This is a genomic window from Arthrobacter rhamnosi (assembly GCF_054510975.1).
Genome location: NZ_JBTNDN010000001.1, coordinates 773,860 through 791,386, shown reverse-complemented (window position 1 = coordinate 791,386; position 17,527 = coordinate 773,860). Strand labels below are relative to the sequence as shown.

Sequence of the window (17,527 nt, the reverse complement as noted above, 5' to 3'; positions counted from 1 at the left end):
GCAGATGGACCAGCGCGCACAGTTCGGGCACCAGCCCCGCATCCTCGCGATCGTGCTGGCGGGTGGAGCGGGAGGGCGCCTCGGCGCCCTGACCCACCACCGGGCCAAACCGGCCATGCCCCTGGCCGGCAGCTTCCGGCTGATCGACGTCTCCCTGTCGAACCTGCACCACAGCGGGATCTCCGATGTCTGGGTCATGGAGCAGTACCAGCCCAAGACCATCAACGACCACCTCCGCAACGGCCGGCCCTGGGACCTCGACCGTACGCGCGGCGGGCTGCTGGTGCTGCCTCCCTTCAGCGGCCACGAGGGGGAGGGATTCGCCGAGGGGAACGCCGACGGCCTGCTCCGCCAGGCCGCCTTCATCCGCGACTTCGCGCCGGATCTGGTCCTGGTGCTGAGCTCCGACCACCTGTACCGCCTGGACTACCGCGACGTCGTCGACACCCATCTCCGTACGGGGGCGGCCCTGACCATGGTCACGGTCGATTTCGACGGCGACGCCTCCAACCACGGCGTCGTCGCGGTGGACGACGACGGCAGGGTGACAGGTTTCGCCTACAAGCCCGAGGAGCCGCAGACGAGGATCGTCGCGGCGGAGGTCTTCCTCTACACGGCAGCGACGCTCCTCGATGCGCTCGGGCACCTGCAGGACGACCGGGACGGGCTCGGGGACTACGGTCACCACCTCGTGCCGCACCTCGTCGAGCGGGGATCCGTCGTCGAGCACAGGCTCGAGGGGTACTGGCGGGACCTCGGCACGCCGGCAAACTACCTGCGGGCCCACCTCGACCTGGTGGACGGCAAGGGCCTGGACCTCGCGGACCCGGACTGGCCCATCCTCACGGAGCCCCCGCAGGTGGTTCCGGCCTTCCTCGGGGAGGGCGCCGTCGTGGCCGATTCCCTCCTGGCCCCCGGCGCGGCGGTGTACGGGACCGTCCGCAGGAGCGTGATCGGCTCCGGGGCCACGGTCGAGGCCGGCGCCGTCGTCGAGGACTCCGTCCTGCTGAACCGGGTCCGGGTGAGGGAGGGCACGCACGTGAGGAACGCGATCATCGACTCGGGTGCCGACGTCTCCGGGCAGCGCGTGGGCGCCGGACCGGACGCTCCCGCCGTCGTCGACCGGGACGGGCGGCGCACCGACTGACCCGGTTTGGTCGAGCCGGATCCTGTCGGTAGTATGGTAGGGCGTTTGGCTGTGGCCAATGCCGACCCGTTCCAGGACGGGCCGGGATTTGCCCAGCTACCCGTGACTACCTAGAATTTAAGGCTGTGCCGGCCGCAAGGCCGCGCCCGCCTAATCTTCACCGTCTTCCCCGCGGCGAGGCGCTTCGGCAGGTTCTCACCCTGCCAGGTCAACCTCCGGAAAGCTGCAGTAATAACGGTGTCATTACTGGTGGCGGGACGCTCAACAAGTGATTCCGTCACGTTCATCTAATCTGGAGGAGAGTTATGGCAGCCCACTGCCAAGTGACCGGAGCCGAGCCCGGCTTTGGACACAGCATTTCGCACTCGCACCGCCGCAACAAGCGCCGGTTCGACCCCAACATTCAGAAGAAGCGCTACTACGTGCCTTCCCTGCGCCGCAACGTGACGCTGCAGGTCTCCGCCCGCGGCATCAAGACGATTGACGTCCGCGGCATCGACGCTGTCGTGGCGTCCATCCTCGCGAGGGGAGTGAAGCTCTAATGGCAAAGGACAAGGACGTACGTCCGATCATCAAGCTGAAGTCCACCGCTGGTACGGGCTACACCTACGTGACGCGCAAGAACCGTCGTAACGATCCGGACCGCATGGTCCTGATGAAGTACGACCCGAAGATCCGCAAGCACGTCGAATTCCGAGAGGAGCGCTAAACATGGCCAAGAAGTCAAAGATTGCTCGTAACGAGCAGCGCAAGGTCATCGTCGAGCGCTACGCGGCCAAGCGCCTCGAGCTGAAGAAGACTCTCGTCGACGAGAACGCCACCGATGAAGCACGCGAAGCAGCACGCCTCGGCCTGCAGAAGCTTCCCCGCAACGCCTCGCCGGTACGCCTGCGCAACCGCGACCAGATCGATGGTCGCCCCCGTGGCACCATCCAGAAGTTCGGTATCTCGCGTATCCGCTTCCGCGACATGGCGCACAAGGGCGAACTGCCCGGCGTGACCAAGTCGAGCTGGTAGCAGCCCCCGGGACACTCCCGTCCCACAGCACTCCCCACCGCCTCGCGCGGTGGGCAGAGAAGCCGGCAACCCTCGGGTTGCCGGCTTCTTCGTTCTCTCCGCCGGAACGCGCCCTGCGATCCCCGGGCACTGCCTGCCGTGTGCCTCGCATTCCGTGGCGTGCCTCCCACCGAGGGTCAGAGGTCCAACCGAGGACGGCGTCTCGGCGGTGCTGGGACGCCCTCCTCGGAGGAGCCGCCGCCGGGGATGAACCCACACGGCCGCCCGCAGGCCCGAAACATCCTCGAAATGGTCGTGTTTAAGCCGAAAAGCCGCGCAAACACGCGGGGCGGGGCGTCCAAGCTGATAGGTTTTCGGACAGAGGCTTTCCGTATACCGTGGGAAGCTCGTTCAGAAGAGTGACGTCCAGGAGGACCCAAATTGGCTAAAAACCGTAGTGAACTTGTTGCCGAGGTAGCAGCGAAGGCTGACACCAGCCAGGCGTCTGTCAACAGCGTCCTCGACGCGCTGTTCGACGTCTTCGCCGAGTCCATCGCCAAGGACGAGAAGATCACCATTCCCGGGTGGCTCGCTGTCGAGCGCACCAGCCGTGCAGCCCGCACCGGACGCAACCCCCAGACCGGTGAGACCATCCAGATCGCCGCCGGCCACAGCGTCAAGCTGACCGCCGGTTCGAAGCTCAAGGCTTCCGCCAAGTAGTCCATCACGCAGTACGTGCCTCGAAGGACCGCTGCCGTTCCGGCAGCGGTCCTTCGTCGTCCGGTGCTGCCCCGCGGCCATCGCTCTCCGCGGAACACCCCGGAGATTAGCCCTATTTCTACTCCGGGTAGAGAATGGTGTACGTGTCCACAACAGCGAAAAACCCGCGTCAGACGCGCACCGGCGCCTCTCCGGACCGCGCCATCGGCACCGGCTGGCTGATCCTCGCGGGCGTCGTCGTCTTCGCGGCCCTCGTCGTGGCCCTGTTCTACTCGGGAGCGGCCGCCGCACGGCAGCTCGGCGACCCCGGCGCCCTGACGAGGTGGGGCCTGCCCGTCGCCAAGGTACTCAACAACACCGCGGCTGCCGCCACCATCGGCGCCCTCGTCTTCGCCGTGGTCCTGCTGCCGCGGAGGGTCGGCGACACCGGCCGGAAGCCGAAGGACGGTGCGGCCGAGCATCCCGCCTTCGCCCGCGTGCTGCTCCTGGCCTCCGTCGCGGCCGTCGCATGGACGCTCGGGGCGCTCGGTGTCATGGTCTTCACCTACTCCGACGCCGCGGGCCTGCCGTTGAGCACGGACCCCGCGTACACGCAGGGGCTCGCAGCCTTCCTCACCGACTTCTCCACGGGCCGCGCCTGGCTGGTGACCTCCATCGTCTCCGCCGTCCTCGCCACGATCCTCTTCGGTGTCCGGTCGCAGACCGGCCTGGCGTTGACGCTGGTGCTGGCGCTCCTCAACCTCCTGCCCATGGCGCTGATCGGCCATTCCGCGAGCGGGGACGACCACAACGCCGCTGTGAACTCGATCGCGCTGCACCTCGTCGGAGTCTGCCTGTGGATGGGCGGGATCATCGCCCTGGCCGTCGTCAGCGGCACGCTGGGCGGACAGACCCTGCCGGTCCTGAAGCGCTTCTCGGCCCTCGCAGGATTCGCCTTCGTCCTCGTGGTCGGCTCCGGCGTGGTGAACGCCAGCCTCCGTATCACGGACCTCGCGCAGCTCAGCTCCTCGTGGGGGCTGCTGGTCACCTTCAAGACCATCGCCACGCTGCTCCTCGGCGGTATCGGCTGGATGCACCGGCAGTGGATCATCCCGCAGCTGGAAGCGTCCTCCGGCAGTGCAGCGTCGAAGCTGTCCGCGCGCCGCGTGCTGTGGCAGCTCGTCGCCGTCGAGCTGGTCATCATGGGCGCCGTCTCCGGTGTGGCGGGAGCCCTCGGGCGGACTGCGCCTCCGCGTGCGGAGGAGCTCCCCACCGAGGCCGGTCCGGCCCGCATCCTGTCCGGGTACGACCTCCCGCCGGAGCCGACCGCGGCCCGCTGGCTGACCGAATGGCGGCCGGACTGGCTGTGGATCACGGTCGCGCTGACGCTGGGCATCGCCTACATCCTCGGCATGATGAAGCTGCACCGCCGCGGGGACTCGTGGTCCGTGCCCCGGCTCATCAGCTGGCTCGTGGGCCTGGCACTGCTGACCTACTTCACGTCCGGCGCGCCGGCCATCTACGGCATGGTGCTCTTCAGCGCCCACATGATCGATCACATGGCGCTCACCATGGTGGTGCCGCTGTTCCTGGTGCTCGGCGCGCCCGTGACCCTCGCGCTCAAGGCGCTCGGCGCCCGCCGGGACGGCACGCGGGGGCTCCGGGAATGGATCCTCGTGATCGTGCACTCCTGGCCGTCGAGGATCATCACGCACCCGCTGGTCGCCGCCGGCAACTTCGTGGCGTCCATCATCGTGTTCTACTACTCCCCGCTGTTCGGCTTCGCCCTGCGCGAGCACGTCGGCCACGAGCTGATGATCACGCACTTCCTCCTCACGGGCTACATCTTCGTGCTCTCGATGATCGGATCGGATCCCGTTCCGCTCCGCGCGCCCTACCCCCTGCGGATCCTGCTCCTTTTCGCGACCATGGCGTTCCATGCCTTCTTCGGTGTGACCCTGATGGGTTCGACGTCGCTGCTCGAGGCATCCTGGTTCGGCAACATGGGCCGCGAGTGGGGTGCCTCGGCCCTCGCCGACCAACAGGTGGGCGGCGCGGTGACCTGGGGAGTCGGGGAGATCCCGACCCTCCTCCTCGCGATCGGCGTGGCCGTCATGTGGTCGCGATCGGACGCGCGGGAGACCAAGCGCAAGGACCGGGCGGCGGACAGGAATAAGGACGCCGATCTCGAGGCTTACAACAACATGTTCGCCGAACTCGCCGCGCGCGACGTCGGACCCCGCCCGGGAGCCAAGCCCGCGGCGCGGGCCACCACAGCAGGAGACGATGAATGACCGAGACCACCGTGCGCACCGGCTACCGCGTGCGCGGTTCTGAGCTGACCGGCCGTAACTGGCTCAACACCGGCGGCAGGCAGCTGCAGCTCGAGGATCTCCGGGGGAAGATCGTGATCCTCGATTTCTGGACGTTCTGCTGCATCAACTGCCTGCACGTCCTCGACGAGCTGCGGCCCCTCGAGGAGCAGTACTCGGACGTGCTCGTGACCGTCGGCGTGCATTCCCCCAAGTTCGAGCACGAGGCGGATCCCGTGGCCCTCGCAGCCGCCGTCGAGCGCTACGACATCCACCATCCCGTCCTCGACGACCCCGAGCTCACCACCTGGCAGGCCTACACGGCGCGGGCCTGGCCGACGCTCGTGGTCATCGATCCCGAGGGCTACATCGTGGCGCACCTCTCCGGCGAGGGGCATGCGGCCGGCCTGACGTCCCTCGTGGAGGAGCTCGTCGCCGAGCACGAGGCGAAGGGCACGCTGCACCGGGGGAACGGCCCGTACGTGCCGGCTGAGAGCACCGCGGGTGACCTCAAGTTCCCGGGCAAGCTGCTCGCCCTGCCCGCCACCGGCACCTTCCTCGCCGGTGATACGGGCCACCACCGGCTCGTCGAGCTCGAGGCGGACCTCGTCACCGTGCGCCGCACCATCGGCTCCGGCACGAAGGGCTTCCGCGATGGAGGTGCCGACGAGGCGCAGTTCAACGAGCCCCAGGGCGTCGCCCTCCTGCCGGCCGACCTGGCCTCCGAGGTCGGGTACGACGTCGTCGTCGCCGACTCCGTCAACCACCGCCTGCGTGGCGTGACCCTCGCCACGGGCGAGGTGCGCACCCTCGCCGGCAACGGGACCCAGCGCCTGCTCGACGCCGGGAAACACACGAAGACGGGGCGGCAGGAGAACGCCTCCGAGGTTGGCGCCCCGAGCGAGACCCCGCGCCTCACGGAGACCCGGCTCGGCACGGACGCGCTGAACGTCTCGCTGTCCTCCCCGTGGGACGTGCTGTACTCGTCGGTGCTGGACCGCCTGGTCGTCGCCATGGCCGGCACGCACCAGATCTTCAGCTACGACCCCCGGACGTCCGCCGTCGAGGTCCTGGCGGGAACCGGTCTGGAGGGACTGCTCGACGGCGATGCCTCCGAGGCGTGGTTCGCCCAGTCCTCCGGCCTTGCGGAAGGCGCGGACGGCACGGTCTGGATCGCCGATTCTGAGACCTCGTCGGTACGCTTCCTGACCTTTGCCGAGGTGGACGGACGCAGCACGGTGCAGGTGGGGACGGCCGTCGGAACCGGTCTGTTCGACTTCGGCTTCCGTGACGGTGACGCGGACCAGGCACGCCTCCAGCACCCGCTGGGCGTCACCGCGCTCCCCGACGGCTCCATCGCCATCGCCGACACCTACAACGGTGCGGTCCGCCGCTACGACCCGGCAACCCGCCAGGTGTCCACGCTGCTGCGCGGCCTCTCCGAACCCTCCGACGTCCTCGTGGACATGACGCCCGTGACCGACGGCGGGGATCCGCTGCTCATCGTCGTCGAGGCCAACCGGCACCAGCTGGTTCGGGTGCCCCTACCCAAGGAGGCGCTCGCCGTCGACGAGGGCGCGTCCCAGACGCAGCGGCCCAAGACCCCGATGTCGGCAGGCCCTGTGGCCCTGACCGTGCGTTTCACGGCCCCCAAGGGACAGAAGCTCGACGACCGCTGGGGCGATCCCACCCAACTGAAGATCAGCGCCTCGCCCGAATCCCTCCTGGTGTCCGGGGGCGGCACGTCGACCGGGCTGACCCGCGAGCTCGTGCTCGCGCCCGGGGCGGGCGACGGTGTTCTGCACATCACGGCGCGGGCCGCGTCCTGCGACGGCGAGCCGGGCGGTGAGATCCCCGACCACGCCGCGTGCCACCTGTATCAGCAGGACTGGGGCATCCCCGTCTCCGTGACGGCCGACGGCGCCACGGACCTGACCCTGGACCTGCGCGGACTCGACTGACCTGTCGGGTAACGAAGGGCATCGGCCGGGTGTCCTCCGTTCCTCCCGGCATCGGTCGTGCCGGGAGGCCCGGGCGGCGATCGGAGGACCGCTCGGAACGCCGGCGTCAAGTTCTCGGTCGTGGAACCCGCCTGCAACGTCCCCGAAACGGGCGCTCCGGACAGTGGAGTCAAGACACGCTCCACTGGTTCCACCGCCGCCTCACTCCGCTGCGACTCCTGCGGGCAGCTGCCCGAGCCCGGGAAGGTACGGCTGACCCTCGCCAACGTCGCCGTGATGCTGCCCATCGAACTGGCCGTCCACGCCGCGGTGGTCCAGACGCACCTGGCCTACCCGCTCAAGGTCCTCCTCCTCGCCCTCACCGCGACCGCCCTCGTCATCTGGGTGGCGGAGCCCTCCGTGATGCGGTTCCTGCGGGCCTGGCTGCACGCGCCCGCCCTGAGGCAGCGCAGGCGCCTCGACACGGCGACGGAGCTCTGGCGGGCACGGGTGCTGGTCGAGGACAACCCGGGAGCCCTGGAACGCATCTCCCACCAGCTCGCACGACGCGGCGTCAACATCCTGTCCCTCCACATCCACCCCGGCGCACGCTCCAGTGTCGACGAATTCGTCCTCGCAGCACCTGGCGGGGTCGGGGAGCAGGACCTCCTCCGGGCCCTGACGATCGGCGGCGGCACGTCCGCCCGGGTGTGGCCGTCCACCGCCCTGGCCCTGGCCGACGGGCAGACCAAGGCGCTCGCCCTCGCCTGCCGCGTGGTGCAGGACCCCTCGGAGCTGCGCTACGCCGTCGCCGAGCTCCTCGTGGCCAACCCGGTCGTGGCGCCGTCGCCCGCTCCTGAGGGCTCGAGGCACAGGGCGCCCTCGGTTGGCGGGCCGTCGCGCCGGCTGCCCGGAACCGTGGCGCAGGTGCCCCGGAGAGAAGCCGCCGCGCCGGGTGTGCGGACGCGGGATGTACAAGCGGTTGCTTGAAGGTGAACGGCCGTTGAACGGGGTAGCGTAGCCGTACTAGTCTTCGATGGGCCCGGGAACGGGCCGGCTGTCAAGGGTGTACGGCGATATCACGGCATCCGGAACGCGAGGTGTGCCATGTCTGGTCGGATTCTTCACGCGACCCGACGGGTCGGCGTCGTCGTGGGACGCTTCCTGGTCTACCTCCTGATCTGGGCGGGACTCGTTCTGCTCATCGCCGCCGCGGGCATCCGATTCTACTGGGGCACGATCTCCGTCAACCAGATGCTCATGAACCTCGTGTCCGTGGAGCCCGGCGGCGGGGGCGGATCGATCGTCTGGGTCGGCATCCTGGGGATCGGTGTCGTGCCCGTGCTAGTCACTGCAGGGCTCGCCCTGTGGCAGTACTCCCGACGGCGCCGCCACCGCCGGGACGGCGGTGACCGGGGGCGTCGTCGTCCGCAGTGGGTTCCGCGCGCCATCTCCACGGCCCTGGTAGCGGCGGTGGTCCTCGGCGGGGCTACGGCCTTCTCCACCACGGTGGGCATGGGGGACTACATCAGGGCGGCGAACTCCGACTACGATCTCGGCGACTACTACGTGGAACCGGTCGTGACCGGCGACGCGGACAAGCGCAACCTGGTGCTGATCTACCTTGAGTCCGGCGAGGCCACCCTCGAGGACGAGCAGCTCTTCGAGAAGGACGCATTCGCCCCGCTCAAGGCGGTCACCCATGCCGCCGACGGCTGGCAGAGCATCGAAGATCTCCAGCAGTACAAGAGCGGAGGTTGGACCATGGGCGGCCTCGTCGCGACGCAGTGCGGGGTTCCGCTGAAGGGGATTCCCTCCCCCGGAGGCGGCGCACAGACGAATGACCTCGGCAGCGGTGCCGACACCTACCTGGGCGGGTTGACCTGCCTGGGTGATGTCCTGAAGGATCACGGCTACACCAGCACCTTTTTGGGTGGCGCCGACGCAACCTTCGGCGCAAAGGATATATTTCTGAGGACCCACGGCTACACCGAGGAGAAGGGCCTCTCCGACTGGCGTGCCGCCGGGGAGCCGGCGACGAGCTTCCGCAGCGACTGGGGCCTGAGCGATGAACGCCTGATGGCGAACGCCCGCGACGAGATCGACCGGCTGCACGCCGAGGCGGAGCGCACCGGCGAGCCGTTCAACCTCTCCATGCTGACCCTGGACACCCACGAGCCGGCGCACGTCTTCGACTACTGCGATGTGGACACCGAGAACGAGGTCATCTCCGTGTACTCCTGCTCCATGACCCAGGTGGCCGGATTCGTGGACTACATGAGGGACAAGGGCTACCTCGAGGACACCGCCGTCGTGATTATGGGCGACCACCTCAAGCGCATGGGAGCGGATGATCCTTTCCACGAGCAGTTGGACGATGGCAACCGCACCATCTTCAACCGGGTTTGGGTTCCGGGTGGCACGCCTGCGCTGCGCCCGCGCGTGGATCAGTTGAATCTGTACCCCACCATCCTGGAGGTCGCCGGCCTGACCCTGCAGGACTCCGAGGCAGGGCCTGGCGTATCGGCCTTCGCTCCGGAGGTCCCGACTGGTTCAGCCCAGGCCTTGAAGCCGGATCTCTACGCCGAGCTGCTCGACGCGAATTCCCCGCAGTTCTATACGAAGGCCTGGGCCGGGGAGAGCGCGGGCCGGGTGCACTGAGCCGGATGGGGATGCCCAGCCCGCGCCCTCCCTGATCTTGCGGTCGCTGGAATATCCTGCCCTTAGGGCGGCTTGTCGCCTTCGGGGCCCTGACGGGCCGGAAGGACGCGCAGTACCCGGACCGGCGAAGGCGGGCACAGGCGGCGGCACGACGAGAAGGAGAGCAGGATGACGGCAGGAACGGTGCCACCGGACGGGCGGCGGGTAGCACTCGTGGCGGGAGCCACGGGTATCGCGGGGTCCGCCCTGGTCGAGAAGCTCACCGCCGAGGGATGGCCCGTGCTGGCGCTGTCCCGCACGCCCGGAGCGGAGCGCGACGGCGTGCGCCGGCTGCCGGCGGACCTGACATCGGCCGAGTCCCTGGCCGCCGTCCTCGAGCCGGAAAACCCTACGCACGTCTTCTTCACGGCGTGGTCACGGCGCGACACCGAGGAGGAGAACATCGCGGTCAACGCCGGCATGCTGCGCGACCTGCTCGCCGCCCTCCGCGGCAAGGACGTGGCGCATGTGGCCCTCATGACCGGCCTCAAGCACTACCTCGGCCCGTTCGAGGCGTATGCGGCCGGGGAGATGGCGGACACCCCGTTCCACGAGGAGGAGCCGCGCCTGCCGGTGCCGAACTTCTACTATGCGCAGGAGGACGAGCTGTTCGCTGCGGCGGCTGAGCAGGGGTTCACGTGGTCGGTGCACCGATCCCACACGGTGATCGGCCACGCGGTGGGCAACGCCATGAACATGGGCCTCACGCTCGCGGCCCAGGCGACCCTCTGCCGGGAGTCGGGGGAGCCGTTCGTCTTCCCGGGTTCGGAGACGCAGTGGAACGGGCTGACCGACATGACGGACGCCGGGCTGCTTGCCGAGCACATGCTCTGGGCATCGACGACCCCCGCTGCGGCCGACGAAGCCTTCAACATCGTCAACGGAGACGTGTTCCGGTGGCGCTGGATGTGGCCGAGGCTCGCCGCCTACTTCGGGGTCGAGTGGGAGGGCTGTACCGGCGCACCGCGACCGCTCGAGCAGGCCATGGCCGGGCGGGAGGACCAGTGGGCGGAGCTCGCACAGCGCCACGGGCTGGCCGAACCGCGGCTGGACCGTGTGGCCTCCTGGTGGCACACGGACGGCGACCTGGGCCGGGACATCGAGGTGGTGACCGACATGGGGAAGAGCAGGGACGCCGGTTTCATGGGGTACCGGCGGACCTCCGATGCCTTCCTCTCGCTCTTCGACCGCTACCGCGCCGACAACCTCATCCCCTGATCTGCGTGCCGTCCCGATACGGCTAGTAGCGGACCACGGGTGTGACCGTGATGGTGTCCTCGGTCACCAGGAGGTCCGCCTCGAATTCGAAGGGGACGGACTCCGACACGTCCCGGACGGCACCGGAGAAGAAATCACGCAACCGGGTGTCGATGCGGGCGGACCCGCGAAGCGGAGCCAGCGACCACTGGCCGTTGTCCGGCGTGATCGTCGCGGACGGGTACTCCTCGATGGACCAGGCGATACCGCCGGCCAGCCGCTCGTTCGTCAGGTAGTAGAACGGGCAGTTGGTCGGCTGGAAGACGGTCTGGCCGGCGCAGCCGTCGAGGAATGTGTGCAGCTGGTCGTCGACCGCCTGGACGAGCTCGGGCGTCGCCTCCATGGTGAGGGCGAGTGCGGGAGGGGACGTGTCCCGGCTCGTGACCGCCGTGTGCTGTGGGGGAGCGGAGAAGAACTTCCCATCGTAGGTCGCGTCGACGGCGGCGGGGTAGAAGGACGCCAGCGCGGCCCTGCCGTCGGGCAGTCCAACGTCGACACCGTTCACTGCGGCCTCGACGCTGTTCGGGGCCGACACCTCGACCGTGGGCAGGACGGTGTGCTCGAAGCGCCACACAGGAAAGAAGCCCCACTCCGTGCCCGTCCGTTGGAGCGGGAAGACCGTGGTCGTCTCCGCTCCGTCGACGCTGTAGGTGACCGGGACCTCGACCCGGTCGCTGTCCGTCGTGCGGGCGTCGCCGACCTCGACGTCCCCGAGGGACGCGGCCGCCCGGCGCAGGGGCTCGCCGTCGAGCAGGGTGGGATCGGAGCCCTCCGGAACGGAGGCGTTGAGCAGGCCCAGGGCCTTGCCGCCGTCGCCCTGCTGCAGGGCCTCGAGGTACAGGCCCACCTGGTGTTCCGGGCCGTAGAGCCGTCCGTTGAGGAGGAGCACGGTCGCGACGAATCCCGCTCCGACGAGCATGAGGCCGAGCAGCCATGCCGCGAGGACCTTCACTACGGGGGTGTGCACCTCTCCACGGTACCGGCTGCGCCCGGTCAGCCGGGCAGGAAGCCCAGCAGCACCCCTCCGATGAAGCACGCGACTCCTACGACGGCGAGGATGCGGGTGCCCCGGTAGGGCTTCTCCAGCGACCAGTGACGGGGGTCGCGGGCGGAATAGAAGATGTCCACGTCCTTCCCGGGGGCCGGCGATGGAGGGACGGCGTGTCCCCGCCGCTGGTGCGCGCAGCTCGACCACAGGGCCTCCACGATGCGATAGCGGTGGTCGTGCCAGCGCAGGTAGGGGTGCCCCTCGTGCTCGAAGGTGATCGCCTGGGTCCGGGTCCAGGAGCCGTAGACCAGCCGGATCACGAGGGCGGCCATGAGGAGCCCCGGCCCCAGCACCGTGAGGGCGGAACTCACGATCTCGATCACCATCATCGGACGGTGCCCCCGGCTGCCGGGTAGCAGCCCTGCCTCAGTACCAACGGCGCTTCCGGCGCTTGGTGCCGAACAGACCCCGCGCGAGCTCCCTGCCGATGACGCCGGCGGCCTTCAGGGCAAGATCGGCCATCTCGTCCCTGTCCGGTCCGCGCTGGGCCGCCGGCCGACCCGTGCCGCTCTCCCGCTCGTCCCGCTCGGCGCCAGGGACATCGCGCTCCCGCCCGTTCTCTCCTGAGCGCCGACCGCCCTCCGGCGAGGGCAGGGACGGCATCCCGAGGATCTCCTCCTCGATGCGCTGTGCCTCGGCGTCGCGATCATTTCTGGACCTGCCCGCCGACCGGTCGGGAGCCGTCTCGCCGGGTGGGCCGGCAGGGACGGGAGTGGAAGCGCCCGGCGAGGGGACGGGCATCGGCCGACCGGTCAGCTTCTCGTAGGCGGAGTGGCCGTCGATCGCCTGGCCGTACTCCGGCAGGAGGGACGACGAGGCGACGACGGCGGGGACGGTTTCCTCCGGCGCCCGGCCCAGAACCGACTCGGGGGAGCGCAGGCGGGTCCACGCCACCGGAGTCGGGGCTCCGCGCTCGTTCATGACGGTGACGACGGCCTCGCCGATCCCGGCGGACGTCAGGACTTCCGCCAGGTCGTACGGGCTCATCGGGAAGGTCGACACCGTGGCGCGCAGCGCCTTCGCGTCGTCGGGCGTGAACGCGCGCAGGGCGTGCTGGATCCGGTTGGCCAGCTGGCCGAGGACCTCCCCGGGAATATCCCGGGGCGTCTGCGTGATGAAGAAGATTCCCACGCCCTTGGATCGGATGAGCCGCACGGTGGCCTGGATCGATTCCCGGAATGCCTTCGAGGAGCCCGCGAAGAGCAGGTGCGCCTCGTCCAGGAAAAACACGAGGCGGGGCTTGTCGACGTCACCGACCTCCGGAAGCTCGGCGAACAGGTCCGCGAGCAGCCACATCAGGAACGTCGAGAAGAGCCGCGGTTTCTGCTGCACGGCGACGAGCTCCAGCGCGGTGATCATGCCGCGTCCGTCAGCGGCGGTCCGCAGCAGGTCTGCTGTGTCGAACTCGGGTTCGCCGAAGAAGGCGTCCATGCCCTGCGCTTCGAGGGTGACTAGTTCGCGCAGGATCACGCCGGCCGTGGCCCTCGAGAGGCCGCCGAGTGACGCGAGGGCGCTCTTCCCCTCGTCGGAGGTGAGGAAGGCGATGACAGCGCGCAGATCGGCGAGATCGTAGAGCTCGAGGCCGTTCCGGTCGGCGTAGTGGAACACGAGCTGCAGGCTCGATTCCTGCGTCTCGTTGAGGTCCATCACGCGGCTGAGGAGCAGGGGGCCGAAGGAGGAGATGGTGGCGCGGACGGGGATGCCGTCCCCGTCGCCGCCGAGGGAGAGGAACTCGACCGGGAATGATGTGGGGGTCCAGTCCTGGCCGACGCTCGCGGCCCGCTCCGCCAGCCTGTCGGAGGCGGTGCCCGGACGCGCCAGGCCCGTCAGGTCTCCCTTGATGTCGGAGAGGAAGACGGGGACTCCCTGCGCGGAGAGCTGCTCCGCCAGGATCTGGAGGGTCACGGTCTTGCCGGTCCCCGTGGCACCCGCGATCAGGCCGTGCCGGTTCAGCATGGCGAGCGGGAGGCGCACCTGCGCGTCGGCGTGGAGTGTCCCGTCCACGAGTGCTGCGCCGAGGTGCAGGGTGGGACCCTCGAAGACGTATCCCGCGGTGATGTCGGCGATCCGGGCGGCGGCGTCCTGTTCGGGCATAGGGCCACACTACACAGCAGGACCGGCACCCTTGCGGATGCCGGTCCTGCTGGGCCTTGCCGGAGCAGGGGGGGCGGGTCAGCCCGCGGTGTGCGCGCCGCCTGCCGCCGTGGCGCCGCCGGTGCGCCCGGCACCGGCGTCGACCGGTGCGCCGTCCGTCCGACCGGAGGTGCCACTGCTGAAACCGGTCCCGTTCCCGTTCCCGTGTCCGTCCGCCTGCTGGGCGATCTCGATCTCCTCGGCCCGCTCCTCGCCTGCCTGGCGTGTGAGCTCCGCGCCCGCCTCCGCGTCGCGTGTCAGGTTCTCACCCGTCTCGGCGTCGAACAGGTGGAGCTTGCGGGTGTCCAACCAGAGCTCCGCCTCACGCCCGCCGCGGATCCGGCTCGCGGCATCCAGGGTGACGACCACCTGCGGTCGCAGCTCGTCGGCGTCCATGTCCCGTGCGAGGTTGTTCAGCAGCTCGCGCATCTCGGGTGCCGGGTCGAAGTTGATGTACCCGTACTGCTCGTTGCCGAGCCACTCGGTGTGCGTCAGGGTCGCGTTGAACGTGGAGCCGTTGGACCGCTTGTGGTCCTCCACGAGCTTGGCGTCCTCGAAGAACTCCGGACGGACACCCACGAGGACTACTCTCTTGCCCGCCGCCTTCCGGGCCTTCTCGGCGGGGATCTCCAGGTCGCCGACGGCCGTCCGGAGGACGTTCCCCTCGAGGGTGGCCGGCAGGAAGTTCATCGACGGCGAGCCGATGAACCCGGCCACGAAGAGGTTGATCGGCTGCTCGTACAGTTCGCGTGGTGAGGCGATCTGCTGCAGTTCACCCTTCTTCAGGACGGCCACGCGGTCACCGAGCGTCATGGCCTCGGTCTGGTCGTGGGTCACGTAGACGGAGGTGACGCCCAGCCGGCGCTGCATCTGGGAGATCTCCGACCGCATCTGGCCGCGGAGCTTGGCGTCCAGGTTGGAGAGCGGCTCGTCGAAGAGGAACGCGTCCGCCTGCCGCACGATCGCGCGGCCCATCGCGACGCGCTGCCGCTGGCCACCGGAGAGATTGGCCGGCTTGCGCTGCAGGTGGTCCGTGAGTTCCAGGGTGGCCGCGGCCTCGGTGACGAGCTTGTTCACCTGGTCCTCGGAGTGCTTGCCCTTGGCGAGGCGCAACGGGAACGCGATGTTCTCGTACACGGTGAGGTGCGGGTACAGCGCGTAGTTCTGGAACACCATCGCCAGGTTGCGGTCGCGCGGGGCCTTGTCGTTCACGCGCTGTCCGTTGATGAGCAGGTCGCCGTCGGTGATGTCCTCCAGGCCCACGATCATGCGCAGCAGCGTCGACTTCCCACAGCCGGACGGGCCCACGAGGATGATGAACTCGCCGTCGGCGATGTCGATGCTGACGTCGTTGACGGCGGGGAAGCCGTCGCCGTACTTCTTGACCAGGTGGTTGAGGGTGATTGAAGCCATGGTGCGAATCCTTTTCTTGAACCGGGGGCGTTAGCCCTTGACGGCGCCCGAGGTCAGGCCCGAGACGATCTGGCGTTGGAAGAGCAGCACCAGGAGGACGATCGGGATGGTGACGATGATCGCCGCCGCCGAGATGGCTCCTGTCGGTGCCTCGAACTGCGAAGCGCCCGTGAAGAACGCGAGAGCTGCGGGAACCGGCCGTGCCGCCTCGGTGGAGGTCAGCGAGATCCCGTACACGAAGTCGTTCCAGGCGATGAAGAACGCGATGATCGCCGTCGTGAACACCCCGGGAGCGGCCAGCGGCACGATCGCCTTGCGGAACGCCTGCCACGTCGTCGCACCGTCCACCTGCGCCGCCTGCTCGAGCTCCCACGGGATCTGCCGGAAGAAGGCGGCGAGGGTCCAGATGGAGATCGGCAGGGTCAGCGACAGGTAGGGGATGATCAGCCCGAGCCAGGTGTCGTAGAGGCCGATGGTGCGCCACAGGTTGAACAGGGGCGTCACGATCGAGATGACGGGGAAGATCGAGACCGCCAGTGCCGTGGTGAGCACCAGCTTCTTGCCCGGGAAGTCGAGCCGGGCGATGGCGTAGGCGCACAGGGTGGCCAGCACCACGGCGATGAACGTGGCGATCAGCGAGATGCCGATCGAGTTGCGCAGCGCCGAGAGGAACAGTCCCTGGGCGTCACCGACGAGGATCTGCTCATAGTTGCTGGTGGTGGCCTTGCCCGAGGTCGGCAGGAACTTGCCGCTCGTCAGGTCGCTCGGCGCCTTGAAGGACGTCGCGAGGATCGAGATCACGGGGAACAGCGCGTAGATCAGGACGAGGATCGTGACGACGGCCCAGAGGACCTTGCTCCTGGTGGTGGTGTTCGTCATTACTTTCCTCCCTGCGTGCCGGCGAGATCGACCTTGAACAGCTTGATCGCCACGAAGCAGATCAGCAGGACGCAGAGGAACAGGAGGACGGAGACGGCGGAACCGAGACCGATCTCGAGCCTGCTGATGGACTGCCGGTAGGCGAGCAGCGACAGCACCTCCGTGTTGTACGCGCCATTGGTCATGATGAAGACGTTGTCGAAGATGCGGAAGGCGTCCAGCGCCCGGAACAGCACGGCCACCATGATCGCGGCCTTCATGTTCGGGATGATGACCTTGCGCATCTGCTCCCACCAGGTGGCGCCGTCGACCTTGGCCGCCTCGCTGAGCTCGTCCGGCACCTGCGCGAGGCCCGCGAGGAGGAGCAGCGAGATGAACGGCGTGGTCTTCCAGATCTCCGACGCCATGATGACGAACAGGGCTGTGGGTCCCTGCGCGAACCAGTTCAGGTTCTCGTCGATGCCGGGGAGCCAGCCGAACCAGCTGTTGACGTACCCCGAGCTGATGTCGAAGGCGTAGAACCAGGCGAAGGCCGACACCACGGTGATGATGCCGTAGGGGACGAGGATCGCGGTGCGCAGGAGCCCGCGGACCGACTTCAGGGCCTTGTGCATGACGAGCGCGAGCGCGAAGCCGAGCACGAGCTCGACGGCCACGGTGATGACCGTGATGAGGACCGTGGTCCCCAGGTCCGACCACCAGACGGGGTCGCTGAGGATCACCCCGTAGTTCCCCAGGCCGATGAACTCCCGCTCGTCCGGTGCCGTGAGGCGGAACCGGAACAGGGATTCGTAGATGGCCTGCAGGATCGGGTACAGCGTGACCAGCAGCATGATGACGAAGGCCGGACCGGCGAGGATCCAGCCGAGCCGCCGTTCGGCGCGCACCCGGTCGCTGTACTGTTGCGGCGCCCGGCGGGTCCTGCCGTTGCTCCTGCTGTTGCCTGTATCGAGGCGCGGGCCGGAGTCGGAGGACGACGCCGTCGTCGTCTTGGCGGGAATGG

Annotated in this window: 16 protein-coding genes; 10 read left to right on the top strand and 6 right to left on the bottom strand. The window is 68.7% G+C overall.

Translation table 11 applies throughout. The annotated features are described in order from the left end of the window. Positions 1 to 4 precede the first annotated feature (4 nt). The 10 genes from ACX80J_RS03675 (at position 5) to ACX80J_RS03630 (ending at position 11,012) form a co-directional block, all read left to right on the top strand. Complete coding sequence (locus tag ACX80J_RS03675) at positions 5 to 1,147, top strand: glucose-1-phosphate adenylyltransferase family protein (RefSeq protein WP_459346846.1); 1,143 nt, start codon at positions 5 to 7, stop codon at positions 1,145 to 1,147. Between the two features lie 305 nt (positions 1,148 to 1,452). After that, complete coding sequence (gene rpmB, locus ACX80J_RS03670) at positions 1,453 to 1,689, top strand: 50S ribosomal protein L28 (protein ID WP_043441573.1); 237 nt, start codon at positions 1,453 to 1,455, stop codon at positions 1,687 to 1,689. Beyond that, the gene (gene rpmG, locus ACX80J_RS03665) at positions 1,689 to 1,856 is read left to right on the top strand and encodes a 50S ribosomal protein L33 (RefSeq protein ID WP_019481734.1); all 168 of its coding nucleotides are present in this window, start codon (positions 1,689 to 1,691) and stop codon (positions 1,854 to 1,856) included. The genes rpmB and rpmG overlap by 1 nt, the downstream gene beginning before the upstream one ends. 2 nt (positions 1,857 to 1,858) lie before the next feature. Then, positions 1,859 to 2,164, top strand: a complete 306-nt coding sequence (gene rpsN / locus ACX80J_RS03660; RefSeq protein WP_087074136.1) for a 30S ribosomal protein S14 — start codon at positions 1,859 to 1,861, stop codon at positions 2,162 to 2,164. Between the two features lie 420 nt (positions 2,165 to 2,584). Beyond that, on the top strand, positions 2,585 to 2,863 hold the full coding sequence (locus ACX80J_RS03655; RefSeq protein WP_087074140.1) for an HU family DNA-binding protein: 279 nt from the start codon (positions 2,585 to 2,587) through the stop codon (positions 2,861 to 2,863). Positions 2,864 to 2,997: 134 nt separating this feature from the next. Then, on the top strand, positions 2,998 to 5,136 hold the full coding sequence (locus tag ACX80J_RS03650; protein ID WP_459346845.1) for a cytochrome c oxidase assembly protein: 2,139 nt from the start codon (positions 2,998 to 3,000) through the stop codon (positions 5,134 to 5,136). Continuing rightward, positions 5,133 to 7,115: an NHL domain-containing thioredoxin family protein gene (locus ACX80J_RS03645; protein WP_459346844.1), complete on the top strand. Its 1,983-nt coding sequence runs from the start codon at positions 5,133 to 5,135 to the stop codon at positions 7,113 to 7,115. Before ACX80J_RS03650 ends, ACX80J_RS03645 begins: the two co-directional genes overlap by 4 nt. A gap of 120 nt (positions 7,116 to 7,235) precedes the next feature. Further along, complete coding sequence (locus ACX80J_RS03640) at positions 7,236 to 8,084, top strand: amino acid-binding protein (protein ID WP_459346843.1); 849 nt, start codon at positions 7,236 to 7,238, stop codon at positions 8,082 to 8,084. Between the two features lie 117 nt (positions 8,085 to 8,201). Beyond that, on the top strand, positions 8,202 to 9,755 hold the full coding sequence (locus ACX80J_RS03635) for an LTA synthase family protein (RefSeq protein ID WP_459346842.1): 1,554 nt from the start codon (positions 8,202 to 8,204) through the stop codon (positions 9,753 to 9,755). 168 nt (positions 9,756 to 9,923) lie between these two features. After that, positions 9,924 to 11,012: an SDR family oxidoreductase gene (locus ACX80J_RS03630; protein ID WP_459346841.1), complete on the top strand. Its 1,089-nt coding sequence runs from the start codon at positions 9,924 to 9,926 to the stop codon at positions 11,010 to 11,012. 22 nt (positions 11,013 to 11,034) lie between these two features. On the opposite strand, the gene ACX80J_RS03625 is transcribed toward ACX80J_RS03630, so the two are convergent. From ACX80J_RS03625 to ACX80J_RS03600, 6 genes are all read right to left on the bottom strand, one after another. Then, positions 11,035 to 12,018, bottom strand: a complete 984-nt coding sequence (locus ACX80J_RS03625) for a hypothetical protein (RefSeq protein WP_459346840.1) — start codon at positions 12,016 to 12,018, stop codon at positions 11,035 to 11,037. Positions 12,019 to 12,044: 26 nt separating this feature from the next. Further along, positions 12,045 to 12,425 (bottom strand): hypothetical protein, encoded by a 381-nt coding sequence (locus ACX80J_RS03620; RefSeq protein WP_459346839.1) that lies wholly within the window; start codon positions 12,423 to 12,425, stop codon positions 12,045 to 12,047. A 40-nt stretch (positions 12,426 to 12,465) separates the two neighbouring features. Beyond that, complete coding sequence (locus tag ACX80J_RS03615) at positions 12,466 to 14,193, bottom strand: helicase HerA-like domain-containing protein (RefSeq protein ID WP_459346838.1); 1,728 nt, start codon at positions 14,191 to 14,193, stop codon at positions 12,466 to 12,468. A gap of 78 nt (positions 14,194 to 14,271) precedes the next feature. Beyond that, entirely contained in the window at positions 14,272 to 15,645 is a 1,374-nt protein-coding gene (locus ACX80J_RS03610) for an ABC transporter ATP-binding protein (RefSeq protein WP_459345282.1), read from the bottom strand. Between the two features lie 30 nt (positions 15,646 to 15,675). Further along, the gene (locus ACX80J_RS03605; RefSeq protein WP_459346837.1) at positions 15,676 to 16,524 is read right to left on the bottom strand and encodes a carbohydrate ABC transporter permease; all 849 of its coding nucleotides are present in this window, start codon (positions 16,522 to 16,524) and stop codon (positions 15,676 to 15,678) included. After that, positions 16,524 to 17,411 (bottom strand): carbohydrate ABC transporter permease, encoded by an 888-nt coding sequence (locus tag ACX80J_RS03600; protein WP_459346945.1) that lies wholly within the window; start codon positions 17,409 to 17,411, stop codon positions 16,524 to 16,526. Before ACX80J_RS03600 ends, ACX80J_RS03605 begins: the two co-directional genes overlap by 1 nt. Positions 17,412 to 17,527 lie beyond the last annotated feature (116 nt).

Bases quoted from the DNA above. Each gene is read 5' to 3' on its own strand.
- ACX80J_RS03605 (WP_459346837.1), bottom strand. From the start codon at position 16,524: ATGACGAACACCACCACCAGGAGCAAGGTCCTCTGGGCCGTCGTCACG.
- ACX80J_RS03645 (WP_459346844.1), top strand. From the start codon at position 5,133: ATGACCGAGACCACCGTGCGCACCGGCTACCGCGTGCGCGGTTCTGAG.
- ACX80J_RS03630 (WP_459346841.1), top strand. From the start codon at position 9,924: ATGACGGCAGGAACGGTGCCACCGGACGGGCGGCGGGTAGCACTCGTG.
- rpmG (WP_019481734.1), top strand. From the start codon at position 1,689: ATGGCAAAGGACAAGGACGTACGTCCGATCATCAAGCTGAAGTCCACC.
- ACX80J_RS03650 (WP_459346845.1), top strand. From the start codon at position 2,998: ATGGTGTACGTGTCCACAACAGCGAAAAACCCGCGTCAGACGCGCACC.
- ACX80J_RS03635 (WP_459346842.1), top strand. From the start codon at position 8,202: ATGTCTGGTCGGATTCTTCACGCGACCCGACGGGTCGGCGTCGTCGTG.
- rpmB (WP_043441573.1), top strand. From the start codon at position 1,453: ATGGCAGCCCACTGCCAAGTGACCGGAGCCGAGCCCGGCTTTGGACAC.
- ACX80J_RS03615 (WP_459346838.1), bottom strand. From the start codon at position 14,193: ATGCCCGAACAGGACGCCGCCGCCCGGATCGCCGACATCACCGCGGGA.
- ACX80J_RS03610 (WP_459345282.1), bottom strand. From the start codon at position 15,645: ATGGCTTCAATCACCCTCAACCACCTGGTCAAGAAGTACGGCGACGGC.
- ACX80J_RS03620 (WP_459346839.1), bottom strand. From the start codon at position 12,425: ATGGTGATCGAGATCGTGAGTTCCGCCCTCACGGTGCTGGGGCCGGGG.
- ACX80J_RS03675 (WP_459346846.1), top strand. From the start codon at position 5: ATGGACCAGCGCGCACAGTTCGGGCACCAGCCCCGCATCCTCGCGATC.
- rpsN (WP_087074136.1), top strand. From the start codon at position 1,859: ATGGCCAAGAAGTCAAAGATTGCTCGTAACGAGCAGCGCAAGGTCATC.